The organism is Mesorhizobium sp. M1143 (assembly GCF_040318435.1).
Taxonomy (GTDB): Bacteria; Pseudomonadota; Alphaproteobacteria; order Rhizobiales; family Rhizobiaceae; genus Mesorhizobium.
Genome location: NZ_JAMYMJ010000019.1, coordinates 70,036 through 94,845 on the forward strand (window position 1 = coordinate 70,036; position 24,810 = coordinate 94,845).

General features: G+C 64.4%; 24 protein-coding genes. 10 read left to right on the forward strand and 14 right to left on the reverse strand.

Annotation, left to right across the window (positions count from 1 at the left end; translation table 11 throughout):
• Nucleotides 1-4 precede the first annotated feature (4 nt).
• The 4 genes from NKH35_RS15515 to NKH35_RS15530 all read right to left on the reverse strand — a co-directional run bounded on the left by NKH35_RS15515 (nt 5) and on the right by NKH35_RS15530 (nt 4,054).
• Nucleotides 5-1,078, reverse strand: a complete 1,074-nt coding sequence (locus NKH35_RS15515) for an ABC transporter ATP-binding protein (RefSeq protein WP_023692047.1) — start codon at nt 1,076-1,078, stop codon at nt 5-7.
• On the reverse strand, nt 1,075-1,866 hold the full coding sequence (locus NKH35_RS15520; RefSeq protein WP_023672946.1) for an ABC transporter permease: 792 nt from the start codon (nt 1,864-1,866) through the stop codon (nt 1,075-1,077). Before NKH35_RS15520 ends, NKH35_RS15515 begins: the two co-directional genes overlap by 4 nt.
• Nucleotides 1,867-2,052: 186 nt before the next feature.
• Nucleotides 2,053-2,895 (reverse strand): ABC transporter permease, encoded by an 843-nt coding sequence (locus NKH35_RS15525; protein WP_023672945.1) that lies wholly within the window; start codon nt 2,893-2,895, stop codon nt 2,053-2,055.
• Nucleotides 2,896-2,989: 94 nt separating this feature from the next.
• Nucleotides 2,990-4,054, reverse strand: a complete 1,065-nt coding sequence (locus tag NKH35_RS15530; RefSeq protein ID WP_352915217.1) for a polyamine ABC transporter substrate-binding protein — start codon at nt 4,052-4,054, stop codon at nt 2,990-2,992.
• A gap of 234 nt (nt 4,055-4,288) precedes the next feature.
• On the opposite strand from NKH35_RS15530, the gene NKH35_RS15535 reads away from it, so the two are divergent.
• The 5 genes from NKH35_RS15535 to ggt are packed head-to-tail and all read left to right on the forward strand — an operon-like array spanning nt 4,289 to nt 10,844.
• Nucleotides 4,289-5,227, forward strand: coding sequence for a GntR family transcriptional regulator (locus NKH35_RS15535; RefSeq protein WP_023685712.1), 939 nt, complete (start codon nt 4,289-4,291; stop codon nt 5,225-5,227).
• A 10-nt stretch (nt 5,228-5,237) separates the two neighbouring features.
• Nucleotides 5,238-6,515, forward strand: a complete 1,278-nt coding sequence (locus NKH35_RS15540; protein WP_023824663.1) for a glycosyltransferase — start codon at nt 5,238-5,240, stop codon at nt 6,513-6,515.
• A 14-nt stretch (nt 6,516-6,529) separates the two neighbouring features.
• Nucleotides 6,530-7,912 (forward strand): glutamine synthetase family protein, encoded by a 1,383-nt coding sequence (locus NKH35_RS15545; protein WP_023733645.1) that lies wholly within the window; start codon nt 6,530-6,532, stop codon nt 7,910-7,912.
• A gap of 2 nt (nt 7,913-7,914) precedes the next feature.
• Nucleotides 7,915-9,216, forward strand: coding sequence for an NAD(P)/FAD-dependent oxidoreductase (locus tag NKH35_RS15550; RefSeq protein ID WP_031199555.1), 1,302 nt, complete (start codon nt 7,915-7,917; stop codon nt 9,214-9,216).
• Nucleotides 9,217-9,257: 41 nt separating this feature from the next.
• Complete coding sequence (ggt, locus tag NKH35_RS15555; protein WP_023733644.1) at nt 9,258-10,844, forward strand: gamma-glutamyltransferase; 1,587 nt, start codon at nt 9,258-9,260, stop codon at nt 10,842-10,844.
• Nucleotides 10,845-10,867: 23 nt separating this feature from the next.
• On the opposite strand, the gene NKH35_RS15560 is transcribed toward ggt, so the two are convergent.
• The 5 genes from NKH35_RS15560 to NKH35_RS15580 all read right to left on the reverse strand — a co-directional run bounded on the left by NKH35_RS15560 (nt 10,868) and on the right by NKH35_RS15580 (nt 15,251).
• Nucleotides 10,868-11,032, reverse strand: a complete 165-nt coding sequence (locus NKH35_RS15560; protein ID WP_023726413.1) for a hypothetical protein — start codon at nt 11,030-11,032, stop codon at nt 10,868-10,870.
• Nucleotides 11,029-12,084: an ABC transporter ATP-binding protein gene (locus tag NKH35_RS15565; protein WP_352915220.1), complete on the reverse strand. Its 1,056-nt coding sequence runs from the start codon at nt 12,082-12,084 to the stop codon at nt 11,029-11,031. The genes NKH35_RS15560 and NKH35_RS15565 overlap by 4 nt, the downstream gene beginning before the upstream one ends.
• Before the next feature lie 12 nt (nt 12,085-12,096).
• Nucleotides 12,097-12,930 carry a carbohydrate ABC transporter permease gene (locus NKH35_RS15570; RefSeq protein ID WP_352915222.1) on the reverse strand — a complete coding sequence of 278 codons (834 nt, stop codon included), beginning with the start codon at nt 12,928-12,930 and terminating at the stop codon, nt 12,097-12,099.
• A 10-nt stretch (nt 12,931-12,940) separates the two neighbouring features.
• The gene (locus tag NKH35_RS15575) at nt 12,941-13,870 is read right to left on the reverse strand and encodes a carbohydrate ABC transporter permease (RefSeq protein WP_352915224.1); all 930 of its coding nucleotides are present in this window, start codon (nt 13,868-13,870) and stop codon (nt 12,941-12,943) included.
• Nucleotides 13,871-13,937: 67 nt separating this feature from the next.
• Entirely contained in the window at nt 13,938-15,251 is a 1,314-nt protein-coding gene (locus tag NKH35_RS15580; protein ID WP_023733640.1) for an ABC transporter substrate-binding protein, read from the reverse strand.
• Nucleotides 15,252-15,488: 237 nt separating this feature from the next.
• Between NKH35_RS15580 and NKH35_RS15585 the strand changes: the two genes are divergently transcribed.
• From NKH35_RS15585 to NKH35_RS15605, 5 genes are read left to right on the forward strand one after another with little or no spacing between them, the layout of a single operon-like run.
• Nucleotides 15,489-16,166 carry a beta/alpha barrel domain-containing protein gene (locus NKH35_RS15585; RefSeq protein ID WP_023672934.1) on the forward strand — a complete coding sequence of 226 codons (678 nt, stop codon included), beginning with the start codon at nt 15,489-15,491 and terminating at the stop codon, nt 16,164-16,166.
• A complete protein-coding gene (locus tag NKH35_RS15590) occupies nt 16,166-17,623 on the forward strand; it encodes a xylulokinase (RefSeq protein ID WP_352915227.1) in 1,458 nt (485 codons plus the stop codon). Before NKH35_RS15585 ends, NKH35_RS15590 begins: the two co-directional genes overlap by 1 nt.
• Nucleotides 17,624-17,637: 14 nt before the next feature.
• Nucleotides 17,638-18,930 (forward strand): iron-containing alcohol dehydrogenase, encoded by a 1,293-nt coding sequence (locus NKH35_RS15595; protein ID WP_352915230.1) that lies wholly within the window; start codon nt 17,638-17,640, stop codon nt 18,928-18,930.
• A gap of 7 nt (nt 18,931-18,937) precedes the next feature.
• Nucleotides 18,938-19,741 carry an HAD-IIB family hydrolase gene (locus NKH35_RS15600; RefSeq protein WP_352915246.1) on the forward strand — a complete coding sequence of 268 codons (804 nt, stop codon included), beginning with the start codon at nt 18,938-18,940 and terminating at the stop codon, nt 19,739-19,741.
• 2 nt (nt 19,742-19,743) lie between these two features.
• Nucleotides 19,744-20,526: a DeoR/GlpR family DNA-binding transcription regulator gene (locus NKH35_RS15605; RefSeq protein WP_352915232.1), complete on the forward strand. Its 783-nt coding sequence runs from the start codon at nt 19,744-19,746 to the stop codon at nt 20,524-20,526.
• Between the two features lie 17 nt (nt 20,527-20,543).
• Here the strand turns inward: NKH35_RS15605 and NKH35_RS15610 are convergent, their stop codons facing one another.
• Genes NKH35_RS15610 through NKH35_RS15630 form a run of 5 tightly spaced genes read right to left on the reverse strand, consistent with a single transcriptional unit; the run spans nt 20,544 to nt 24,699 of the window.
• Nucleotides 20,544-21,056 (reverse strand): L-2-amino-thiazoline-4-carboxylic acid hydrolase, encoded by a 513-nt coding sequence (locus tag NKH35_RS15610; RefSeq protein WP_352915235.1) that lies wholly within the window; start codon nt 21,054-21,056, stop codon nt 20,544-20,546.
• A 58-nt stretch (nt 21,057-21,114) separates the two neighbouring features.
• Nucleotides 21,115-21,891, reverse strand: a complete 777-nt coding sequence (locus tag NKH35_RS15615) for an ATP-binding cassette domain-containing protein (protein ID WP_352915237.1) — start codon at nt 21,889-21,891, stop codon at nt 21,115-21,117.
• Nucleotides 21,888-22,889, reverse strand: coding sequence for an ABC transporter ATP-binding protein (locus NKH35_RS15620; RefSeq protein WP_352915239.1), 1,002 nt, complete (start codon nt 22,887-22,889; stop codon nt 21,888-21,890). The genes NKH35_RS15615 and NKH35_RS15620 overlap by 4 nt, the downstream gene beginning before the upstream one ends.
• Entirely contained in the window at nt 22,886-23,716 is an 831-nt protein-coding gene (locus NKH35_RS15625; protein WP_023728582.1) for an ABC transporter permease, read from the reverse strand. Before NKH35_RS15625 ends, NKH35_RS15620 begins: the two co-directional genes overlap by 4 nt.
• Nucleotides 23,713-24,699 carry an ABC transporter permease gene (locus tag NKH35_RS15630; RefSeq protein WP_352915242.1) on the reverse strand — a complete coding sequence of 329 codons (987 nt, stop codon included), beginning with the start codon at nt 24,697-24,699 and terminating at the stop codon, nt 23,713-23,715. The genes NKH35_RS15625 and NKH35_RS15630 overlap by 4 nt, the downstream gene beginning before the upstream one ends.
• Nucleotides 24,700-24,810: the final 111 nt, after the last annotated feature.

A 24,810-nucleotide genomic window follows, 5' to 3' on the forward strand; every position in this document is an offset into this window, starting at 1 on the left:
TCTCCTATTCCTGAAAAATTCTGACATCGGCGGCGTCCCAGCCGAGTTCGACCTGATCGCCCGACGAGACCGGCCGGCGGTCGGCGGCATCGGCGGTGACGCGCACCAGAAATGGTTTTGGCGACAGAGGCGTGCGGACATGCAGCTGCAGGTCGAGCCCGTGATAGGCCAGCGCCTCAACCGTGCCGGCGATGCGGTTGGCGGTCTCGGCTGACGGGAACAGCCGGATGCGCTCGGGTCGCACCGAAGCGACAGCGGAAGCGCCGGGTGTGAGCTTGGCGGGAACCTTGCCGGTGATGCGCGCGCCGTTCGCGGCGATCACGCCATCCGCAGACATCTTGCCCGGTACGAAATTCATCACGCCGATGAAGTCGGCGACGAAACGGTCGGTGGGATGCTCGTAGATCACGTGCGGCGTGTCGCATTGCAGCAGCTGGCCGTCCTTGAGCACCGCCATGCGGTCGGCCATGACGAGTGACTCTTCCTGGTCGTGGGTGACGATGACGAAGGTGATGCCGACTTCGTGCTGCAGGCGCTTCAGCTCCATCTGCATGGCGCCGCGCAGTTTCTTGTCCAGCGCGCCCAGCGGTTCGTCGAGCAGCAGCAACCGAGGCCGTTTGACCAGCGCGCGGGCGAGCGCGACGCGCTGCTTCTGGCCACCCGACAATTGCTCAGGCTTACGGTCGGCGAAGGGGACAAGCTCGGTGGTGGCCAGAATGGCCTCGACGCGGGAACGGATTTCAGCTTTCGGCAAGCGCTCCATCTCCAGCCCGTAGGAGACATTGGCGCGCACGCTCATATGCGGGAACAGCGCGTAGGACTGGAACATCAGATTGACCGGCCGCTTGTTGGGCGGGGTCCGGGCGATGTCTTTGCCATCGAGCAGTATGCGGCCGTCGGTTGGCGTCTCGAAGCCGGCCAGCATGCGCAGCAGCGTGGTCTTGCCGCAGCCGGAGGGTCCAAGCAGCGCGAAGAACTCGTTTTCGCGGATGTCGAGCGAGATGCCGTCGACGGCGGTGACCCGGCCGAACTTCTTCGAAACGTTATCAATGGCCAGCAGCGTGCGCGGTTCGCTCATTGGCCGATGATCCCACGGTTGAGCCGCTGCGACAGGGTCAGCGCGGTGATGGATACCGCCATGACGATGGTCGCCAGCGCGTTGATCTCCGGCGTGATGCCGAAGCGGATCATGGCGTAGATCTGCATAGGCAGCGTCGTCGAGGCGCGGCCGGCACCGGCGGTGAAGAAGGCGATGATGAACTCGTCGACCGAGAGCGTGAAGGCAAGCAGAGCGCCGGCAATCACTGCCGGCGCGATGACCGGCAATGTCACACGCCGGAAGGTGGTCAGAGCCGAGGCGCCGAGGTCGGCGGAGGCCTCGACGATCGACCAGTCGAAACTCTTTAGCCTTGCGCGCACCACCGAGCAGACGAAGGCGAGGTTGAAGACGACATGGGCGAGGATGATGGTGTGCAGGCCCATGGTCAGGTTTAGCATGGAGAAGAACGACAGCAGAGCGATCGCCAGGACGATGTCGGGGATGATCATCGGTGCGAAGATCAGCGCCTCGAGACCCCTGCCGTATTGCCGGCGCATCTCGATGCCGATGGCCAGCAGCGTGCCGAGCAGCGTGGCGATGGCCGTGGAGACCAACGCCACGATCAGCGTGTTGAGCGCAGCGGAAAGGATGGCGGAATTGCCGGCCAGCGAGGCATACCATTTCAGCGAAAAGCCCGACCATGCCGTCGGCAATCCGCCTTCGTTGAAGGACAGCGCCACCAGCACGGCGATGGGGATGTAGAGGAAGGCGAAGACGAGGGTGAGGATCGTCCGCATGCCGAGCGTACGGGTGAAGGAATGGGTCATCGCCGGCCTCCGACAATTGGAAGGCAAGCGAACGACCAGAGTCCTTCTCCCTGTTCACGGGTAGAAGATACCGGCAGGCAGATGAGGGGCAGCGCTGAGCGTCGCAAAGGTTGACGCCGCCCCTCATCCGCCCCTTCGGGGCACCTTCTCCCGGTGAACGGGGAGAAGGCAATAATTGCGCAGCGCTCAGCCATCGGCGTCACCCTTTGCCTCAGCCGCACGCCCCGCGGCGCGGTCGGCGGCGAGCGCCTGCGCCATCAGCACCAGAAGCATGATGGCGATCAGCGCCATGGCGAGCGCTGCGCCGAACGGCCAGTCATTGGCAGTCAGGAACTGGTCGTAAACGAGGTTGCCGATCATCTGGAAGCGGCCGCCACCGAGCAGCGCCGGGGTGACGAAATTGCCGATCGACAGCACGAAGACGAAGACAGCACCCGCAGCGATGCCGGGCACGGTCAGCGGCAGGATGACACGTCGGAAAGTGGTGGCAGCGGAGGCGCCGAGATCGCGCGATGCCTCGGCCAGTTCCGGGTTGAGGCGCGACAGCGGCGCGTAGCAGGCGAGGATGACGAAGGGCAGATAGTTGTAGACGAGGCCCGCGATGACCGAGCCTTCGGTATAGAGCATCGAGGGCGGTTCGCCGGTGTAGCCGAACCAGCGCAGCAACTGGGTGATCAGCCCTTCGCGGTTCAGCAGCACGATCCAGGCATAGGTGCGGATCAGATAGTTGGACCAGAACGGCAGCACGGCGAAGAACAGGAAAATTGGCTGCCACCGGCGCGGTGCGGCCGCGATCGCATAGGCTGCGGCATAGCCAATCACCACCGCAATCAAGGTCGCGGTGCCGGCGATACGTGCTGAGTTGAGGAAGATGCCGGCATAGAGCGGGTCGAAGACCAACCCGAAATTTTCCAGCGTCAAAGTGTAGTCGATGCCGCCATAGACGCCGCGCCGGAAGAAGGCGAGCGCCAGCACCAGGGCGCATGGCACCACCATCAGCGCGGTCAGCCAGACCAGCGCCGGGGCCATCAGCAGAGAGGAACGAAGTCGGGTCTGGGACAATTTCTCGGGTACCGCTCAGGGCCGGCGGCAGAAGTGCTGCCGGCCGTGAAGTCTGCGCCGCTTACTGCGCGGCCTTGATCTCGCTGACGATCTTGGAATAGTCGCGCTGGGCTTCGCCGACGTCACGCAACTGCTCGAACTTGACGAGATCGGCCACCGGCATCGCCATGTTGGGGAATTTGGCCAGGAAGTCGGCCGGCAGGCTTTCCATCGCCGGCTTGTTCGGCACCTTGTAGTCGATGTTCTGCGCCGCCCAGGCGTGGTTCTTGGCGTCGAGCATGAAGTTGATGAACTTGAAGGCGTCGTCCTTGTGCTCGGACGCCTTCATCACCACCATCGTGTCGACCCACAGGTCCGAACCTTCTTTAGGGATGACGTATTTGATCTCCGGCTTGTCGGCGATGCCGTAATTGCACCAGCCGTCCCAGGCCTGCACCATCAGCGCCTCGCCGGAAACCAGCTTGGAATAGAAGGTGGTGTCGTCATAGGCGAGCAGGGTCTTCTTGGCGGAGATCAAGAGGTCCTTGACCTCGGCCATCTTGGCCGGGTCGGTCTCGTTGACCGAATAGCCCTTGTCGAGCTGCCCGGCGGCCAGCAGCCAGCGATCGGTCGCCAGCATGGTGGTCTTGCCCTTCATCTCGTCGGAAGGGGCGAGCAGGTCGCTCCAGCTCGTGGGCGCCGTCTTGACAAGGTCAGAGCGGTAGCAGAGGCCCGTCGTGCCCCAGGTGTAAGGCACGGAGAAAGCGTTGCCGACATCGTGCGGCAGCTTGGTCGCTTCGGGATAGAGGTTGGCGAGGTTGGGGATCTTGGTATGGTCGATCGGCTCGGTCAGGCCAAGCTTGTTTAATACTTCGGCGAAGGGCGAGGAGACGAAGACCACGTCATAGCCCTTGCCGCCGGCGGCAATCAGCTTGCCCATGATCTCTTCATTGGTGGCGTGCACCACCACTTCGCCGGCAACGCCGGTGGCGGTCTTGAAAGCGGCCATGGCGTCGGGTGCCATGTACCCATCCCAGTTCGAAATAACGAGGTCGGCTGCGGCGGCCGGCACCGAGAGCGTCAGGGCGAGACCGAGAGCGATTGAGGATGTATTGAGCGCACGGCGCCGCAGGCTGGTAGCGGTCATGGCAGTCTCCCATTCGGTTTGATCGTCGAAATCATTTGCCGGACCAAGGCCGGCGACGCGCGCGCCTGCCTTGATCCTGTTCCCTCGGTCTTTTCTCGCCGATTGTGCCGACAGTACTATTGCAGAAAAAAGTACGTCAATCCATAATCTGTCAACGACGGAGGAATTTGGCCGATTGTCCCTGTTCCGGCGATCAGCCAGACCAATGCGCCACATTCGCATTCGAGAAAAGTCATGCAAGCCGTAGCCAGACGACCTCGCACCAACCATCTCGATCTGGCGCAGCGCATCCTGGATGTGGCGCGGCAGCGTGGCTTCGAGCCTGGCGCCCGCCTGCCCGAACAGCAGATCGCCTCGCTGTGCAATGTCTCGCGCACGCCCGTACGCGCCGCACTCGGCCTGCTCGCGGAACGGGGCGTGGTGCGCTGGGAGGCGGACAGCGGTTATCATCTGACGGTCGACCTCGCCGCCCAGCCCGCCATTGCCGCCGAACTACCCAGTGCGGAGGAAGACGAGCTCGCCGAAGCCATCCTGCGCGACCGCTCGGCGCGACGGTTGGACCAGACGGTGACCATCGCGGGGCTGATGCGACGCTACGACGCTGATCGCAAGACGGTACTAAAAGCACTTAACAAACTGACCGACGAGAATCTTCTGGATCGTGCGCCTGGGCAATCCTGGTTGTTTCGCCGCGCGCCGGACGATCCGGAGGCGCAAGGCGAAAGCTACGAGTTCCGCCTGGTGCTGGAGCCGGCGGCCATCCTGACGCCAGGCTTTCGGCTGGACGGGGCGCGGGCAGCAATGTTGCGGCAAGGCATGGAAGCGCTTGCAGCGCTGCCGGACGAGACATTCGACACGCGCGAGTTCCAGCGGCTGGACATGGATTTTCATGGCATGATCGCCGAGGGCTGCGCCAACCGTTTTGTGTCGGATGCATTGGCCGATCATCTCCGCCTGCGCCGGCTGCCGGGCATCTATTCCGGCGTCAACGTGTTTCGGCTGCGGCAATCGTTGCGCGAACACTCGGGCATACTCGACTATCTTGAAAGCCGGCAGTATGAGGTGGCTGCCGATCTGCTTCGCATCCACCTGCGGCTCTCCCGCAGCCAGCGACCGCAAGCAGCCAGCCGCGGAGCTCCCGCACTGTTCGGCATGATCAGCCGGCCGGATTGAAGAGGAATAATTGACGCGTAAAGCCAGCCCGACCATCGCGCTGTTTCCCGAAGCCAGTTTCGGCGCCGCGTTGAATTGCGTCGGTATCGCACAGGCATTGCGCGCACGGGGCGCTCGCCCCGTCTTCATCTGCCATGCCGGCTTCTCCGGCGTCTTTACCGACTATGGCTTCCAGGAATACCATCTGCCGACGGATGAGCCGCTGAGCGACAGCGACCGCCAGAGCTATTGGCAGGCCTTCGTGCGCCGGCACCTGCCGCATTTCCGGCTGAGCCCGATCGACCAGCTCGAGACCTATGTCGCGCCGACCTGGCAAGCGATCGTCGACACCGCCGTCAACGCCGAGGCGCCGCTGCGCCAATTGCTGGCGCGGCTGAAGCCGGACGCGGTGGTGCTCGACAACGTCATCATGTTCCCGGCGATCGCCGCCGCCGGCTGCCCGTGGGTGCGCGTCGTCTCCTGTGCCGAGACGGAACTGCCGGATGCCGAGGTGCCGCCCTATCTCTCGGGGATGGGTGCCGACGACCCGCAACGTGCGGCGTTCGAAGCGCGCTATCTCGCGGCCTCCGCACCCGCGCATGAGTGCTTCAACCGTTTTCGCGCGGATGCCGGCCTGGCGCCGTTGCCCAAGGGCCTGTTCCTCGAGACATCACCCGACCTCAATCTGCTGCTGACGCCAGCGATCGTACGGCGTGAGCGGGCCGAGCCGCTCGACCCCAAACGCTTCGTTTATCTCGAAGGCTGCGTGCGCTCGGAAGGGCCGTTCGAGGTGCCGGTGTTTCCGCGCAATGGCGGGCCGCTGGTCTATGTCAGCTTCGGCAGTCTCGGCGCGATGGATGTCGGGCTGATCGAACGCATGCTCGCCGTCTTCGACCGGCTGCCGGCGCGCTTCATCGTCAATGCCGGCGGCCTGCGCGACGCCTACCGCGCGGTGCCGGACAATGTCTATCTCGACGCCTGGTTTCCGCAGCCTTCGGTGGTGGCGAAGTCGGACCTGTTTATTCATCACGGAGGAAACAACAGTTTTTGCGAGGCGCTGCGCTTCGGCGTGCCGTCGCTGATCATGCCCTATTGCTGGGACGGACATGACAATGCGCAACGCGCGGGAGAGACGGGCGTGGGCGACCATATCGGCCGCGACGCCTGGACCGAAGGGGGATTGGAGAGAGCCATTCTCGGCCTGCTGGCCGACGATGCGATGCGCGCCCGCCTCAGGGACAATGCTGCCAAGATGGCGCTGACCCCTGGAACGGATGTGGCCGCGCAAGCCATACTCTCTCTCTCATAGGTACGTGAACCAAAATGCAGGACAAAAATACCAACACCGCTCTCTTCACCGGCAACGATCCCAAGGCCTGGCTCGCCCAGCACGGCATCACGGAGGTCGAGTGCCTGGTGCCCGACATGAATGGCGTGCTGCGCGGCAAGGCGCTGCCGACAGCAAAATTCCTCAAGGCGCTGGAAGACCGCGCACTCTACCTGCCGAGCAGCGCTTTCCTGGTCAGCATCGATGGCCGCTACTCCGGTTCGATCGACGAAGGCTTTGCCTATCAAGACCCGGATATGCGCATGGTGCCTGATATGTCGACGCTGTGCCTGGCGCCGGGCGGTGGCCCTGGCAAAGCCTATGTCTTCGCCGACGCCTTCCACATGGAAGGCAAGCCCTGGATGGCCTCGCCACGACATGTGCTGCGCGCCGTGCTCGATCTCTACCGGAAGCGCGGTTGGCGCGCGGTGGTGGCGCCGGAAGTCGAATTCTATCTGACCGCGCCCAATACGAATCCCGACCAGCCGCTGACGGCACCGGTTGGCGCCAATGGCCGCGCCGAGGGCTCGCAGCATCCCTATGACATGGTGGCGCTGGAAGAATTCGAGCCGGTGATAAGGCGCGTCTATGATTATGCCTCAGCCGCCGGCCTGCCGCTCGACACGCTGATCCATGAATCGGGCACCGCGCAGCTGGAGATCAATCTGCTGCACGGCGACGCGGTGCCACTCGCCGACCAGGTGCTGCTGTTCAAGCGGCTGACCCGCCAAGCGGCGCAGCAGAGCGGCATGCACGCCACCTTCATGGCCAAGCCGATCGCGGCGCAGGCCGGCAGCTCGATGCATCTGCACATGTCTGTCGTCGATGAAACGACAGGCGCCGCGCTGTTTGCCGACAGAGATGATGCAGACACCGAAATGTTCGGCCATTTCATCGGCGGCCTGCAGAGATATGTGCCCGAGATCATGCCGCTGTTCGCACCCAACGTGAACTCGTTCCGCCGCATCCGGCCGAACCACAGCGCACCGGCCAACATCGAATGGTCGCATGACAACCGCTCTTGCGGCCTGCGCGTGCCGGCAGGTGGCCGCGCCGCCCGGCGGGTAGAGAACCGCTTGCCGGGAGCGGATTGCAATCCCTATCTGGCGATCGCCGGTTCGCTGCTTGCCGGCTATCTCGGCGTCGAGCAGAAGCTGGCGCGCTCGGCCGAGGCATCTGGCAATGCCTACAAGATCAAAAGCACGCTGCCGAAAACCATGGAGGAGGCGCTTGATCGTTTCACCGCTTGCGAGCCGGTGCGGGCACTGCTGGGCGAGGATTTCTTCCAGACCTATCTGCGCGTCAAGAGCGTCGAACTCGACCTGTTCCAGAGCGTGGTCACGAGCTGGGAACGCGACCATTTGCTGCTGAAGGTGTGATCATGGCCTCCAGCTCGACGGGTTTCAATTCGGGCCTCGATATCGGCAAATCCTATTATGTCGCCACCGCCAATCCGGCGCCGGACCATCCGGCGCTGGCGGGAGATGTCGACGCCGATTTGGTGGTGGTGGGCGGCGGCTGCACCGGCCTGTCGGCCGCCCTACACGCCGCCGTGCGCGGCCTGAAGGTGGTGCTGCTCGAAGGCGGCAAGATCGGCTGGGGGGCATCGGGCCGCAATGGCGGCCAGATGATCCCCGGCTTGCGCAAGGGCGCCAAGGGGCTGGTCAAGCTCTATGGTCCCGAGCGGGCGAAGGTGCTGTTCGACCTTGCCTTCGAAGCGCGCGGCCTGGTGCTCGACATCATCGAGCGCCACGCCATCGATTGCGATCTGCGGCTGACCGGCCATCTCGTCGGCGCGGTCAACGGCTCTGATCTCAGAGACCTCGAAGAAGAGGCGAAATGCCTCGAAAGCGTGATGAAGTTCCGCGACGTCGAGATCCTGTCGGCAGCGCAGGCGCGCGGCAAGGTGGACACGCCCTATCGTGGGGCGATGTATGAGCCGCTTGGCGGCCACATGCATCCGCTGAACTACACGCTCGGGCTTGCCCGAGCAGCCGTGGCCGCCGGCGTCACCATTCATGAGAATTCGGTGGCGGTGAAGTTGGAGCTGGAACCATCGATCCGGGTCTCGACATCGAAGGGTTCGGTACGGGCCAAGCATGTCGTATTGGCGGGCGATGCGCTGCTCAATGGGCTGGAGCCACGCGTCAACAGCCGTATCATGCCGGTCGGCAACTACATCGTCGCCACCGAGCCGTTGGAGGGTAAACGCAATGTCATCCCGGCCAATGTGGCGGTGTCCGACACACGCTTCGTCGTCAACTACTACCGCATGTCGGCGGACGGACGCCTGCTGTTCGGTGGCGGCGAGCGTTACACGCCGTCGCCGCCGGCCGACATCGCCGGCTTCGTGCGGCCGCATATGGAAGCCACTTTCCCGCAATTGAAGGGCTGCCGTATCGACCATGCCTGGGGCGGGCTGGTGTCGGTGACGACATCGCGGCTGCCGCATGTCGGGCACTATGGCGAGGTCTATTTCGCGCATGGCTATTCCGGCAAGGGCGTCATCCTGTCGACGCTGTCGGGCAAACTGCTCGCCGAAGCGATCACCGGTGATGCCTCACGGCTCGATCTGTTCTCGACGCTGACGCCGATGCCGTTCCCGGGTGGAACCGCGCTACGCGGTCCGCTCTATGTGCTGGGGATGTTGTGGTACGCGATGCGCGACCGCATCAAGCATTGAAGGCTGCGGCCGGCGGGCGCGAAATCATTGGAGGCGATTGCATGCGTGATTTTCAGTTCCCCGGCCGCTCGCCGGTTCGCGCGACAGAAGCGATGGGGGCGACATCGCATCCGCTGGCGACGCTGGCCGCCATCGACATGCTGCGCTCCGGCGGCAATGCCATGGATGCCGCTGTCTGCGCTGCGGCGGTGCAAGGCGTCGTCGAGCCGCAATCGACCGGCATCGGCGGCGACTGTTTTGTGCTCTACAGTCCCAAAGGCGAGGGCGATGTTCTCGCTTTCAACGGCTCGGGGCGTTCGCCCGCTGCGGCAACCGCCGAATGGTATCTGGAGCGGGGGCATAGCGAACTGCCTGCGGCCGGACCGCATGCCGTCACCATACCAGGCGCCATCGATGCATGGTGCCGGCTACTCGAGGACCACGGAAAAAAGGGCATCGACGCCGCGCTGGCGCCAGCCATTCGCTATGCCGAACAAGGCTATGTCGTTTATGATCGCGTCGCCTTCGACTGGGCCGACGAGGTCGCCCTGCTCTCAGCCGATGAACATGCCGCGCGCATATTCCTGCCCGAGGGAAGGGCGCCGCAAGCCGGCGATGTGCATCGGCAGCCGCACTTGGCGGACACCTTGCGCATCATCGCCAACCGAGGCCGTGCAGGGTTTTATGAAGGTGAAGTCGCGGACGATCTGGTGGAACGTCTTCGCGCGCTGGGCGGGCTGCATGCATTGGAGGATTTCGCCGAGACCCAAGGCGACTACGTCACGTCGGTGAATACGTCCTATCGCGGCTACGATATCCATCAGATGCCACCGAACAATCAGGGCATGACGGCGCTGATCATGCTGAATGTGCTTTCGGGCTTCAGCCTTGGTTCGTTGGAGCCGAACAGTGCCCAGCGGCTGCATCTCGAGATCGAAGCCGGCCGGCTTGCCTACCAGGACCGCGATACTTTCATCGGCGACCAGGATTTCGTCCAGGTCCCCGTCGAACAACTGCTGTCGGCAGCTTATGCGGAGCGGCTGCGCGCCGCCATCGATCCGGCCCTCGCCATGACGCATCTGCCGCGGCTTGAGCTGCCGCGCAGCGACACCGTCTATATCTCCGTGGTCGACCGCGACCGCAATGCAGTCAGCTTCATCAACTCGACCTTCGGTTCCTTCGGCAGCGGCGTCGTCGGTCCCAAGACAGGCGTCGTGCTGCAGAATCGCGGCAGCAGTTTTCGCCTCACGGAAGGCCATCCAAATCGTATCGCGCCGGGAAAGCGACCGATGCACACCATCATGCCTGGCATGGCGACGCGAGGGGGTAAGGTGGTGATGCCGTTCGGGGTGATGGGCGGCGGCTACCAGCCGTTCGGCCATGTCCATCTGTTGACCAACATGATCGATTTCGGGATGGACCCGCAGCAGGCACTGGATGCGCCACGGGTGTTCTACAAGGACAATGCCGTGCTGGCCGAGCGCGGGATTCCGGCTGAGGCGATCGCCGGCCTGCGTCAGCGCGGCCATCAGGTTTCGATCGCCGAGGAGCCGCATGGCGGCGGCCAGCTGGTGCTGATCGATTGGGAAAAGGGCACGCTCACCGGTGCCTCCGATCCGCGCAAGGACGGTTGTGCGCTGGGCTACTGATCTGCGTTGCTGGAATGCTGCATTTAGAACCAGATCAGCCAGACAAGCTGCAGGATTACCAGTGCAATGGCGTCCCAGAAGATGAGTTCCCCCATCGAGAACCAGCGCCGCGACCGGTTGAAGCTGTAGAACAGCCGCCAGACAAGTGCCGCGGCGGCGAGCGGCACCAAAGCGAGCAGCGAGCTCACGGCAGCCGCGCTCCCGAAACCGCATCGAACGTGTGCAGCGCCGCCGGCGGAAAGTGTAGATAAAGCGGCTGGCCGGGATCGAAAGCGCGATCGACATTCACTGTCCTGACGATCAGCGCATTCGCCTCGCTCTTGGCGAAGATCAGCACGTCCGGCTCGACCGGTTCGACGACGTCGACGGCAAACTGGATGGCATCGCTTGCGGAGGCGTCGACCAGCTGGATCTGTTCCGGGCGAATGCCGAGCACGATCGGGCCATCAGGCTTTCCCGGAAGCGGGCAAGTGAAACCGCTGGCGTGGAAGACGCCGGCGCGGACGTCACCATCGAACGTGTTCATCGCTGGACGGCCGATGAATTCGGCGATGAAGCGATTGGCAGGCCGCCGATAGATCTCGCGCGGGTCGTCGTACTGGATCAGTGCGCCTTCGCGCAACACCGCGACCCTGGTCGCCAGCGTCATCGCCTCTTCCTGGTCGTGTGTGACGAAGACGAAGGTCTTTTTCAGCTCGCGATGCAGACGCTTCAGCTCGGTGCGCATGTGGAGCCGCAACAAGGCGTCGAGATTGGACAGCGGCTCATCCATCAGACAGAGGCCAGGTTGCCAGACCAGGGCGCGGGCCACAGCGACGCGCTGCGCCTGGCCGCCCGACAATTGCGAAGGGCGGCGGTCGAGGTAACGGGTGATTTCGAGCAGCTCGGCCATGGCGCGGACGCAGCGGTCGAGCTCGGCAGCCGGCATCTTTCGGATGCGCAAGGGATAGGCGATGTTCTCGTAGACGCTCTTATGGCTGTAGAGCGCATAGTTCTGGAACACCATGCCCATGCCGCGCAGGCGCGGCGGCAGGTCGGTGACATCGAGGCCCTCGACCATGATGCGCCCGGCCGTGGGACGTTCAAGGCCGGCAAGCAGCCGGCAGGCTGTCGTCTTGCCGGAACCAGAGGGCCCGAGCAGAACCAGGAATTCGCCGGGCTCGAAAGCAAGGTCGAGCGCCTGCAGCGCCACCGTCCCGTCCGGGAAGGCCTTGGTGACGCCGTCGAAAACAATTGCCATGCAAGGATCCCTTCAACCCTTGACCGCGCCGAAGGTGAGGCCGCGCACGAGCTGTTTCTGGACAAGGAAAGTGAAAAGCACGATCGGCAGCGTCGCCACGATGGCGACCGCCGCGACTTGGCCCCATAGCGTGCCATGCGGCGTCACCAGTCCGGGTATGCCGACGGTCAGCGGCCGCCCGTCGAAAGCGACGAGGATGAAGGCATAGAGGAACTCGTTCCACGACAGGATGAAGCAGAGCACGGCCGTCCCGCCGCTGCCGGGCGCGGCCAGCGGCGCGACGACGAAAAAGAATGCGCCGAGCCGCGAGCGGCCGTCCATCATCGCGGCTTCGTCGATCTCCCTGGGGATTTCGGCGAAGAAGCCGCGCATCATCCAGACGACGAGCGACAGGTTGAAGGAGGTGTGGGCGATCACCACGGCGTAGATGGTGTCGATCAGGCCGAGCGAGGTGAAGAACAGGAACAGCGGCACGGCGATCGAGATCGGCGGTGCCATGCGCGTCGTCAGGAAGAAGAAGAACAGGTCTTCCCTGCCGGGAAAATCCGAGCGGGCAAAGCCATAGGCCGCTGGCGCGCCGATGACGATGCAGAGTATGGTCGACGACACCGAGATCAGCACCGAGTTGATTGCCAGCGGCCAGTATTCCTTGTCGATGAAGACGGCGGGATAGTTGGCAAGCGTCGGCGAAAAAATCCATTTCGGCACAGAAGACAGAAGATCGACGCGGTTCTTGAACGACGCCAGCACCATCCAGACATAAGGCGTCAGCGCCACCACGACGGCGACGAGCAGCACGGCCCAGGCAAAGCTCCTCCAGGCGCGGTTGGTGGATTGATCGATCATCGCAGCGCCCTCAAAACGCCCCCACCTGCTTGCGGCTCGACCAGTAGACGGCCTTGTAGAAGACCGAGCACAGGATCAGCACGACGAGATAGATCATGAAGGCGACCGCGGCGCCGTAGCCGAGGTCCCAGTTACGGAAATTGACGCGGTAGGCGTAGATCGAGACCAGCTCGGTCAGCGTTCCCGGTCCGCCGCCGGTCATCAGGAAAACCTTGTCGAACTCCTTGAAGGCGTCGATGCCGCGCAGCAGCAGCACAAGCGCGATGACCGGCCGCAGCAGCGGCAGCATGACGTCTCGGAAAATCTGGAACGGTTTGGCGCCATCCATCATCGCCGCCTCGAACGGCGCGCGCGGCAGGCCCATCATCCCGGCGAGCATGATCAGGGTGACGAAAGGCGTCCACTGCCAGACATCGATGGCGACGATGGTCGGAAACACCAGGTCGGGTGCCGAAAGCACCGCCGAATTCTGCGCCAGCAGGCCGACCTTGCGCATGTAGAAGGTGAGCATGCCGAAATCGCCCTGCAACAGCAGCCGCCAGATCAGCCCGACGGCGACCGGCGCGATCATCATCGGGATGAGCAGCAGTGTGGTGAGAAGCCGCTGGCTGGCGACGAAGCGGAAGATCAGGAAGGCCAGCGCAAAGCCGAGCAGGAATTCCAGGCCGACGGCGATGATGACGAATTTCAGCGTCAGCAGGAACGATGCCCAGAAGAATGGGTCGTTGCGCATCAGCTTGCGGAAATTGTCGAAACCGACGAAGGCGCCGGCATGGCTGGCGTCGGCGAAGCTGAGGTCGGTCAGCGCGGTGTAGACCATGTAGTAGAACGGGCCGACCAGGAAGACGACGACGAGCAGCGTCGCCGGCAGCATCAAGAGCGGCCCCACCCCACGGTCGAGAAGCGGCATTCCGCGCGGCGATGGAGTGCGGTTCGTCACGGGCGTTTCCTGCGGACAAGAACGGCTACCCGCTTGTGCGGGTAGCCTCTGCGCGACATCTCAAGGCCTATCGTGCCGGATAGGTCATGGGTGCGCAAGAACCGAGCAGTGTCGAGATGTCGGTGGCGGCGGTGTCGAGGGCGGCCTGCGCCTCCTTTTCGCCGGCGAGGTAGGATGACAGTTCGCGCACTAGTATGTCGGTCATCTCGGCCGATTGCGGCAGCGTCGCCTTCGGCACCGCATGCTCGTTGGCCTCCATCGAGGCCTTGGCGTAGGGCAGTTTCTGCACCTCCGCCGAGGCATAGACATCGGGCCGGCCCGAGGCGCCGCCATTGAGATGCTGCTCGAGCTGGCGGTCATAGCCCATCATCCACTGGACGAAGAGGAAGGCGGCCTGTGGGTTCTTCGAATAGATAGGGATGAGATAGGTCCAGCCTTCGACCTGGCCGATCTTGCCGCCTTCGCCTTGCGGCACGAGATCGAAGCCGACCTTGCCGACGACGGTGGAGGCGGTTGTGTCGACCGACACGGCATAGGTGGCGTCGTTCCACATGATCAGCTCGGCGACCTTGGCTTGCTGCATCAGCGCCATGACGTCGTCCCAGAAATAGTTGAGGCTGTCCGGCGGCGAGAATTGCAGCAGGCTCTTGTAATATTCGAGCGAGGCGACGGCCTTGGGGCTGTTGACGATGACCGGGCCGCAGGCCGAGCCGCTCTTCACGTCGAGCACGTCGCCGCCGAAGGAATAAAGGAAATTGAGCCACTCATACCACAGCGCCTCGTGGCGCTTGCCCTGCAGGGCGGTGCCGTAAAAGCCCTGGTCGGGGCGATAGAACCATTCGGCGATATCGCGATACTGCTTCCAGTCCTTGGCGGGAGCGAGGTCGTAGCCATACTTGGCCTTGAAGCCTGCCTGCTCCTTGGGATCGGCGAGCAGGTCCGACCGATACCACATGAACATGTTGAGCACGGTGAAGGGGAAACCGTACTCCTTGCCGTCATACCAGGAGATTTCGTGCCAGGCAGTCTGGTAGAGCTGCTTCTCCGGCTCGAAGCTCGGATCGCGCAAAGCCGGGTCGGCCATCATCTTGGCGATTTCGACCAGATGGTTGTTGGTGGCGAACTTGCCGAGTTCGCGATGCGGCTGGATGATGACGTCGTAGCGGCCGCGGTGCGAGTTGAGATCGAGCTGCACCTTGTTGACGGCTTCCGAGTGCTCGTACATCTCGACTTCGACATGGATGCCGGTCTGTTTTTCAAACTCCGGCGCCATCTTCTTCAGCGCTTCGAGCGGCGGCAGCGCCTCGCCGACCATGCGGATGGTCTGGCCGCTATAGGGTTTCGACGCCTCTTTCAGATCCCACGCGGCCGCTTGTGTCACTTGCCACGTCAGGGGCCACACAAATACGGCTGCGACGAGCAGTCTGGACGCGGTACGTCTCAGCGGCTTGAGCATTCTTCCCTCTCCCTAGACGTCGTGCCTGGCGGGCCGGCGCCCGTTCTGTCATAAAATGTGTGGTACTGCAAATCAAAATGTGGCACCTTGCAACAAATGGTTGAGAGGTGTTAACAGACCGGCAGCAAACCGGCTTTCCCGACCAGGCGAGGGACCTTTCGGATGGACTTCATCTTCATGCTGACGCGCAACGATCGCACGGTCGAGGACTGTCTCGACCTGGTCGATTTGATTGAGCCGGTCGGCCTGAAGCATGTCGGCTTCAAGGATATTGGCGTCGCGCCGGATGTGCTGCGCAAGCTCGCTGTCGCCATTGGCCGGACAGGCGCCACCACTTACATGGAAGTTGTCTCGACGACGGCTGAGGCCTGCCTTAATTCCGCGCGCATCGCCAGGGATCTCGGCATCCAGCGCCTGCTCGGTGGTACCCAGGTCGACGAGATCATGGCGTTGCTGGAGGGGAGCGGCACCGAATACTACCCTTTTCCCGGGCGGCCGGTCGGCCATCCGACCAAGCTCGGCGGTTCGGCCGAGGATGTCGAGGCCGACTGCCGCGCCTTCGCCGAGAAGGGTTGTGCGGGATGCGACATCCTCGCCTATCGCGCCACCGAGGCCGACCCGGCCGAACTGGTGCGCGCAGCCCGGCGCGGGCTTGGTCCGTCGCGGCATCTGATCGTCGCCGGCGCTGTGGCATCAGCCGATCGGATCAAGGCAATCAAGCTGGCCGGCGCCAACGCTTTTACCATTGGCACAGCGGTTTTCGATGGCTCCTATTCGCCGACGAAAGGTTCTATCCTCTCGCAACTGCGGGATGTCCTCGCGGATTGCGAGCGCGTCTAATGCCAGTCATCGGCATCGATCTCGGCACACAAAGCCTGAAGGCGATCGTTGTCGATGACGAATTGCGGCTGCGTGGCGAGGCAGCTGCGCTGTACCAGCCGGCCTTCCCGGCGCCCGGCTGGGCCGAACAGAACCCGGCGCTGTGGCTGGCGGCGCTCAAGCCGGCCATTGCCGGCGCGCTCGACAAGGCTGGGCTTGCGCCGTCCGACATCAAGGGCATTGCCATTGCCGGCCAGCTCGACGGCTGCGTCGCGGTCGATGGCAATGGTGAGGCGCTGGCTCCGTGCATCATCTGGATGGACCGGCGGGCGGCAAGAGAGATCGCCGGCATCGATCCGGACTTCATCCGCGAGCGCACCGGTCTTGTCCTCGATGCCACGCATATGGCGGCGAAAATCCGCTGGGCAGCGCGCAACCTGCCCGAAGCGCGCCGGGTGGCGCTCTGGCATCAACCGGTATCGTTCGTGGTCGCGGCGCTGTGCGGTCGTGCCGTCATCGATCACGCGCTGGCCTCGACAACCATGCTCTATGGACTGAAGGAGCACAACTATGCCGGCGATCTGCTGGCGGCCTTCGACATCGATGCAGATAAATTGCCCGGCATCGACGATGCATCTGAGATCGCCGGCGCCTTGACGCACGCCGGCGCCGAGCTCACCGGTTTGCCTGTGGGCACGCCGCTGGCGGTCGGCACCGGCGATGATTTTTCGGCCGCCATAGGCGCCGGGGTCGTCGTGCCCGGTGTCGTCGCCTGCAATCTCGGCACGGCCGAAGTGGTCGGCGCGGTGTCCGGCACGCTTCGCCTCGACCCCGGCGGCCTGGTCGAGACCCATGGCTTTCTCGGCGACGGCTATTTCATCTCCAACCCCGGATGGCTCTCGGGCGGCGCGGTGACTTGGTTTCTAACAACCTTCGGCGTCGATTCGCCGGCGGCGATGTCGGAACTGGCGGCGACGGTGGTTGCCGGCAGCGACGATTTGCTGTTCCTGCCGGCGTTGTCCGGTGCCATGGCGCCGCGCTGGATCGCCGAAGCGCGTGCCGCTTTCTACGGCCTGACATCCTTCCACGGCAAAGCGGCCTGCGCTCGCGCAGTGCTGGAAGGCTGCGCCTTCGCCATGCGCGACGTTGTCGACCGGCTGGACGATCTCGATATCGCGACGGATCGCATCCGGCTCTCAGGCGGTGGCGCGCGCAGCCGGGTATGGGCGCAAATCCGTGCCGATGTCAGCGGCAGGCCGGTCGAGATCGCGGGTGCGGCCGATGCCTCGCCGATCGGTGCGGCAATCCTTGCCGCCGCAGCCATCGGCCTTACCTCCTCAGTGCAGCAGGCGGCTGAAAGGCTGGCCGGCCACATCGAGACGATCGACCCTGATCCTTCCGCCAAGGCCGCCTACGACAGAAGTTACCGCCGGTATCGCACCTTGTTCGATGCCCTGACCCCGCTTCATGCTGACTGACCGGACTGCATCCTATGTCCAGACAAATGCTCGATCGCCTTATTGCCGGCACGCTGCCTGACCCGGATAGCCAGGGAATGCTGTCGGTGCCGCTGAAGACCATCGTCATAGGGCGCGGTCTCGGCGACGAAGCCGATGCGCTGGTCAAGCCGCTGCCGCTCGGCCGCAAGCTTTCCGTGGTCATGGATCCCGACACAAGGCTGGCGCTGGGTGAGAGGGTGTCGATCGCACTGCGTGGCAGCAGCGATGTCGACAAGATCATCCTGCCGCGCCATCCGCATCCGGACATGGACGCGGTGCGATCGGTGATCGCACGCACGAAAGACGCCAGCGGCCTGGTCGCGGTCGGATCTGGCTCGATCAACGACATCACCAAATATGCTGCCCATCTCACCCAAAAACCTTATGCGGTGTTCGGCACCGCGCCATCGATGAACGGCTACACCTCGGTGTCGGCGGCAATCACCGAGGACGGCCTCAAGAAATCGCTGACGGCCAGCCTGCCGGTCGGCGTCTTCCTCGATCTCGATGTCATGGCGCGGGCGCCGCACCGGCTGATCGCTGCCGGCTTCGGCGATTCGATGGCGCGGCCGACCGCGCAGACCGATTGGCTGATGGCGCATCTGTTGCTCGGCACGCCCTACAGGCAGGCGCCGTTCATGCTTCTGGCCGAGGACGAGAAGGCGCTCATCGCCAAGGCCGGCGAACTCGGGACCGGCGACCTTGAGGCGATGGAAGTGCTGGTGCGCACGCTGGTCATGTCCGGTCTCGGCATGACACTGTGCGGCGGCTCTTATCCGGCCAGCCAGGGCGAACATCTGATCGCCCACTATATCGACATGCGGGGCCAGGGATTGCCTGAGGCGCATCACGGCGAACACATAGCGGTGACGACGTTGACGATGGCGCGGCTGCAGGAGCGCGTGCTGGCACTGCCGGAGCTGCAGCTCGCGCCGTCCGCGGATACGCCAGAACGCTTCATCGAGATCTTCGGCGAAACGCTCGGACGTTCCTGCTGGGCGGCATTCAAGCCCAAGCTGCTGGACCGCGAACTGGCAAACGCCATCAACACCATGCTGGCCAAGCAATGGCGCTCGCATCGTGAAAGGCTGGTGCGGGTGGCACGCCCGGCGCGCGAGATCGCGGCAGCACTGCGCGCCGCCGGCGCCCCAACCACGCCGCAAGAGGTCGCCATACCGGCTGGCTTCTACGACGAGGCGGTCGCCAATGCGCGGCTGATCCGCGACAGGTTCACCATGCTCGACGTCGCTGCTGCCTCGCTCGAAACGGTTGCGGCGGGAGCCTGAGCGGGTGCTGCGTCCGCTCACCGACTTCACCGCGCCGGACCGGCGCAACATCGCTGTCGTGCTGACCGACATAGACGACACCTTGACCGACAAGGGGCGGTTGCCGGCAAAAGCCTATGTGGCGCTCGAGCGGCTGAAGCAGGCCGGCTTCATTGTCGCGCCGGTTACCGGCCGCCCTGCCGGCTGGTGCGACCTGATCGCCCGGCAATGGCCGGTGGACGGCGTGATCGGCGAGAACGGCGCCTTCTATTTCCGCTACGACGACGCCAAAAAGCGGATTGTTCGCCACTACGCCAAGAGCGCTGCCGAACGGCAGGCCGATGCCGCGCGCCTCAAGGAGATCGAGCAAACCGTTCTGCGCGAAGTTCCGGGTGCGGCGGTCGCGGCCGACCAGGCCTATCGAGAGGCCGATCTGGCGATCGATTTTTGCGAGGACGTGGCGCCGCTGCCCAAAACCGAGGTTCTGAAGATCGTCGGCATCTTCCAGCGCTATGGCGCGACGGCGAAAATCTCGTCCATCCACGTCAATGGCTGGTTCGGCAAATACGACAAACTGTCGACAAGCCGGCTATTCTTGCAGGACTGTTTCGGTATAGATATCGACCACGACAAGGACAGCATTGTCTTCGTCGGCGATAGTCCAAACGATGCACCAATGTTCGGCTTCTTCCCCAACAGCGTCGGCGTCGCTAATGTGCTGGACTTCGCCGGCGAGCTTCCGGCGTCTCCCGCCTTCGTCACAAGCGGGCGCGGCGCGAAGGGATTTGCCGAGTTTGGCGACGCGCTGATTGCTGCAAAGGGAATGGAATAGTCATGGACCAAGGCCGACTGACGAAGAAGGAGCGGCACGCGCTTATCCTTTCGGAAGTGCGCCGGTCGGCGTCGATACGCATCTCCAAGCTCGCACGGCGCATCGGCGTCGCCGGCGAGACCATCCGCCGCGATCTCATCGAACTCGGCGATGCCGGGCTGATCAACCGCACCTATGGCGGTGCGACGATCTCGCTGGTGACATCAGAGCCGGTGATTTCGGAGCGCGGCCTGACCCTGGTCGAGGAGCGCGCCCGCATCGGCCGCGGCGCAGCGGGCCTGGTCCAGAAGGGCCAGATCGTGATGATCGATGGCGGTTCGACCACTTATGAGGTGGCGCGCAACCTTTCGCAGCTGAAGCGCGACCTGACCATCATCACCAATTCCACCGGCGTGGCCTCGGTGGCCGGCGCCAATCCGACCTTCCGCGTGCTGCTTTGCCCCGGGACCTATGACAGCCGCGAAGGCAGCGTGCTTGGCGAAGACACGGTCGAGTTCGTGCGCCGCTACAATGCCGACGTCGCCATCATCGGGGCGTCGGGACTAAGTGCCGACGGCCCGAGCGACATGATCTCGGGCTCCGCGGCGGTCAAGCGCGCAATGATATCGCGTTCACTGTCAGCGGTGCTGGTGGTGACCCACGACAAGTTCGGCCGCTCCAGCCTGGAACGCATCTGCGGGCTCGATGACATTGCCGATATCGTCACCGACAGCGAACCGAAGGCCGACCTGCGCACCGCTGCCGAACAGGCGGGTACGGAACTGCATGTGTTTGCCGCCGACTGATCGGCCGTTGCCGCGGCCTACCCGGCAGCATCCCGGTTGGTCAGCGCGATGTGGCAGCATCCCGAGCCGTGACCCGCCGTCCAGGTGACATTGTCGAAGCGCACGCCTGTCGCCTCGAACAGGCCGCGGTCAAAGGCGCCGGCGATGCGGCAGAGCGTGGCAAGTTTTTCGTCACCGACACCGGCCTCGACCCAGGCGTCCTTCAGCGGACAGCGTTTCACCTTGAAAGCGATGTGGTCCGGTCCACGCTCGACATCGGTCGGATACATCAGGCCGCCATCCGGGCTGGCGGCCAGGAACGCTTCGCCGATGGCCGGCGCGTCGTTAGGTCCGAAACAGGCGAAGGCGGCCGCCGCCACTTCCTTGCCGCGCTGTTCGATGGTGCGGGTCATGATCGCCTCGGCTTTTTCCGCGCCGAGTTCGCCGGTCAGCTCGTCGAGAAACAGGCGGTAGAGATCGGCGCGGTTGCGGAAGGCGAAATCGAGTTCGCGCGAGAGTTTTTCGGCTCTGGCTGATTCGGGATCGGTCATGATGTGTCCTTGCCTTTGACCATGATCTTGTCCGCAAACGGGTTTGCACTTTGCGGGATCATGGCCGGATCCTGTTCAATCTTGGCGCGGCCGCCACCAGCGCCTTGCCGACCGCCGATTGCGGCCCGTCGATGATGGTGCGGGCGTCGCCGCTCTCGGCGATCCGCCCGGCGTCGAGAAGGACGACGCGGTGAGCGATCGCACGGACCACGCCGAGATCGTGCGAAATGAAGAGATAGGCGATCCGTTCCCTGGCTTGCAGATCGAGCAGCAGTTCGAGGATCTGTCCGCGCACCGAAACATCGAGCGCCGACACTGCCTCGTCGAGCACGATCAGCGACGGGTTTGTCGCAATGGCGCGGGCAATCGCAACGCGCTGGCGCTGGCCGCCGGAGATTTCGTGGATGGCGCGGGGGGCGAGATCCGCTGCCAGCCCAACGCGCTCCAGCAAGGCAGCGATGCGGGCCGGCCGCTCGGCGCGGGACGCGATGGCATGGATGCGCAAGGGGTCGTCAAGCACGCGCGCCACGGTGGCGCGTGGGTTGAAGGCGGCGAGCGGATCCTGGAACACCATTTGCAGGCGCGCGCGCTTGCTGCGCAAGGCCGCGCCGTTCAAAGCCAGGAAATCGCCACCTTCGAACTGGATGTGTCCAGCATCAGGCTCGATCAGCCTGAGCACTAGGCGCGCGATTGTCGACTTGCCGCTGCCGGAGGGTCCGGCCAGCGCCAGCGTCTCGCCGGGTTCGATAGCGAAGGAGACGCCGTCGACCGCGGCAATGGTCTTGCCGCCGCGGCGGTATTGTTTGGTCAGGCCGGAGACGGCGAGCAAGCTCATGTCGATGCCCGTCGCAGCAGCGGCGTGGCGTCGAGACCGAGATGGGCGTCGAGGAGGGCGCGCGTATAGGCGTGGCGCGGAGCGTTGACGATTTGCGCCGTCGCTCCGATCTCGACCAGTTCGCCATGCCGGAACACGGCGATATGCTCGGCAAGCTCAGTGGCAAGCGCGATGTCGTGGCTGATGAACAGGAGCGTCATGCCATCCTCCGCCACCAGTTGCCGAATGAGGCTGACGATTTCCGCTTGCACAATGGTGTCCAGCGCGCTGGTCGCCTCATCGGCGATCAGCAGTTTCGGACCGGCTGCAATGGCCGCGGCAACAGCAACGCGCTGCTTCTGGCCGCCGGAGAGCTGGTGCGGGAAAGCACGCATGGCGGTTTGTGGGTCGGGCAGCCGGACACGTTGGAGCAGGGTTTTGGCTTTGGCGTAAGCTTGTGGCCAGTCGAGGCCGAGGTGGGTGCGGGCGACTTCGGCGATCTGTTTGCCGACGGCCATGACGGGGTCGAGGCTGGCGGAGGGGTCCTGGAAGACGAAACCAATGTCGCGGCCGGGAAGGGGGAGCGTGCTGGGCTCGGTTAATTTGAGAGGTGGGCGTTCCGTCACACCCCCCTCTGTCCTGCCGGACATCTCCCCCGCAAGGGGGGAGATTGCTCTCTCATCTCCGCCTTCGCCAACCACGAACGTTGCAGAAGGGAAGCCGTCGGCAAAGCTGCTGATCTCCGCCCTTGCGGGGGAGATGTCCGGCAGGACAGAGGGGGGTGGGAAGGATCGCGGCGCCTGAAATTGCCACTTGACATGCCCTTCAATCTTGGCGCTCGCCGGCAGCAGTCCAGCCACCGCCAGCGCCAGCGTGCTCTTGCCCGAACCGCTTTCGCCAATGATCGCCAGCCGCTCGCCGGCAATAACATCCAGGCTGACCCCCTTCAGCGCCGTCACCTCGCTGCCATCTCGCCGATAGCGCACTGACAGATCGCGTATCTCAGCCAGTGCGGTCACGACAGGCTCCTCCGCACCGCCGTCGTCTCCACCACGCCTTCGCCGGCGAGATAGATACCGAGCACGGTCAGTACTAGGGCAATGCCCGGAACGATCGACAGAAAGGGCGCGGTTCGCAGCACAGTGCGGCCCTCGGCAATCATGCCGCCCCAGGTGACGCGATTGGGGTCACCGAGACCGAGGAAGGAAAGCGCTGCCTCGGTGAGGATCGCGGCCGCCACGATCACCGAGGACAAGGCCAGCACCGGCGGCAGAGCGTTGGGAAGCACTTCGCGAAAAGCGATCTCAAGCGGATGCATGCCGATGACGCGGGCGCCGGCGACGTAATCGCGCTCGCGGATCGACAGCACTTCGGCGCGCGCTACACGCGCCGGTCCGGTCCAGGCGCCAAGCGCTATTGCCGTGACGACGACGCCGAGCGACGGCCCGACGACGCTGACGAAGGCCAGCGCCAAGAGAAAACTCGGCACGGTCTGGAAGGCATCGGTGATTCGCATCAGCCCCTCGTCCACAAGGCCGCCGGCAAAGCCGGCCAGCGTGCCGACGACCGCGCCGATGAAGAGTGCCGCCGCTGCCGCCGCCAGGCCGACCGCCAGCGAGGTGCGGGCGCCGTGGAACAGTTCGGCCAGCACGTCACGGCCGAGCCGGTCGGTGCCGAGCGGCAGCGACCAGTCCTGGAAGGGCGGCAGCAGTGCTGGTCCGGCAATGGCCTGCGGGTCGCCGGGGAAGAGCAGCGACGCAAACAGCGCCATGGCGAACAGAAGCGCCAGGATGATCGCGCCGGCGACCGCTTCCGGCCGGCGCAGGAACCGCGGCAGCGCGCTCACGCGCTGGCCTCGCCGGCGCCGACGCGCGGGTCGAGGAAGGCGTAGGCGATGTCGACGGCAAGGTTGACGGCAATGACGAGGACGGCGCTGGTGAGGATGATGCCGAGCAGCAGCGGCGTGTCGCGCGAAGCGACCGCTTCCTGCGCCAGCCGGCCGAGCCCGGGCACGGCAAAGACGCTTTCGATGACGACGCTGCCGCCCAGCATCTGCGCCGATTGCAGGCCGAGCATGGTGACCAGCGGCAAGAGCGCGTTGCGGGCGACATGGGCGAGCACGATGCGGCGGCGTGACAGCCCCCTGGCGCGGGCGGCGAGCACAAAATCCTGCCGCCACGCCTCGGCCATGCCGGCGCGCATCATGCGCAGATAGAGCGCGAGATAGATGAAGCCGAGCGCGGAAACCGGCAGGACGAGGTGGACGGCGATGTCGGTGGCGCGGTCAAAACCGGTCTTGTCCGAGGCCAGGCTCTCGATGCCGCCGATCGGCAGCCAGCGCAGGTCGACGGCAAAGACGACGATCTGCACCAGGCCAAGCCAGAAACCCGGCACGGCATAAAGCGCCAGCGAGCCGATCGACAGGAAGCGGTCGCGAAAGCTGCCGGGTCTGGCGCCGGCGTAGATGCCGAGCGCCGAGCCCAAACCGAAGGAGAGCGCGGTGGCGGTCACCATCAGGAGCAGTGTCGTCGGCAGGCGTTCCAGAATGACATCGCGAATTGGCCGCGAGAAGGTAACGGACTGGCCGAGGTCGAAATGCAGCAGCGCCCAGAGATAGTTCGCGAGCCGTGTCAGCTCGGACTGGTCGAGGCCCCAGCGATGACGCAGCAATTCGATCATGCCGGCGTCGCCGCCGGTCGAGACGATGTAGGCGTCGACCGCGTCACCGGGGGCAGCTTCCAGGAGGAGGAATGTGCCGATGATGACGATCAGCAGCACGAAGATGCTGCCGACGAGGCGACGGCGGATGAGGGTGAGGGCGCGGGTCATGGCTGCCTTACCCTCCCCCTTGTGGGGAGGGTCGATCCGCGAAGCGGAGCGGGGTGGGGGTTCTCGTAGGGCGCTGCCCCCCCCCCCCCCCCGCGGGGGGGGGGGGCGCCG

Coding starts and splice junctions, on each gene's coding strand:
- NKH35_RS15630 (WP_352915242.1), bottom strand. CDS start 24,699: ATGACCCGCGCCCTCACCCTCATCCGCCGTCGCCTCGTCGGCAGCATC.
- NKH35_RS15515 (WP_023692047.1), bottom strand. CDS start 1,078: ATGAGCGAACCGCGCACGCTGCTGGCCATTGATAACGTTTCGAAGAAG.
- NKH35_RS15565 (WP_352915220.1), bottom strand. CDS start 12,084: ATGGCAATTGTTTTCGACGGCGTCACCAAGGCCTTCCCGGACGGGACG.
- NKH35_RS15535 (WP_023685712.1), top strand. CDS start 4,289: ATGCAAGCCGTAGCCAGACGACCTCGCACCAACCATCTCGATCTGGCG.
- NKH35_RS15570 (WP_352915222.1), bottom strand. CDS start 12,930: ATGATCGATCAATCCACCAACCGCGCCTGGAGGAGCTTTGCCTGGGCC.
- NKH35_RS15525 (WP_023672945.1), bottom strand. CDS start 2,895: ATGGCCCCGGCGCTGGTCTGGCTGACCGCGCTGATGGTGGTGCCATGC.
- NKH35_RS15545 (WP_023733645.1), top strand. CDS start 6,530: ATGCAGGACAAAAATACCAACACCGCTCTCTTCACCGGCAACGATCCC.
- NKH35_RS15530 (WP_352915217.1), bottom strand. CDS start 4,054: ATGACCGCTACCAGCCTGCGGCGCCGTGCGCTCAATACATCCTCAATC.
- NKH35_RS15520 (WP_023672946.1), bottom strand. CDS start 1,866: ATGACCCATTCCTTCACCCGTACGCTCGGCATGCGGACGATCCTCACC.
- NKH35_RS15605 (WP_352915232.1), top strand. CDS start 19,744: ATGGACCAAGGCCGACTGACGAAGAAGGAGCGGCACGCGCTTATCCTT.
- ggt (WP_023733644.1), top strand. CDS start 9,258: ATGCGTGATTTTCAGTTCCCCGGCCGCTCGCCGGTTCGCGCGACAGAA.
- NKH35_RS15615 (WP_352915237.1), bottom strand. CDS start 21,891: ATGAGCTTGCTCGCCGTCTCCGGCCTGACCAAACAATACCGCCGCGGC.
- NKH35_RS15595 (WP_352915230.1), top strand. CDS start 17,638: ATGTCCAGACAAATGCTCGATCGCCTTATTGCCGGCACGCTGCCTGAC.
- NKH35_RS15550 (WP_031199555.1), top strand. CDS start 7,915: ATGGCCTCCAGCTCGACGGGTTTCAATTCGGGCCTCGATATCGGCAAA.
- NKH35_RS15610 (WP_352915235.1), bottom strand. CDS start 21,056: ATGACCGATCCCGAATCAGCCAGAGCCGAAAAACTCTCGCGCGAACTC.
- NKH35_RS15585 (WP_023672934.1), top strand. CDS start 15,489: ATGGACTTCATCTTCATGCTGACGCGCAACGATCGCACGGTCGAGGAC.
- NKH35_RS15590 (WP_352915227.1), top strand. CDS start 16,166: ATGCCAGTCATCGGCATCGATCTCGGCACACAAAGCCTGAAGGCGATC.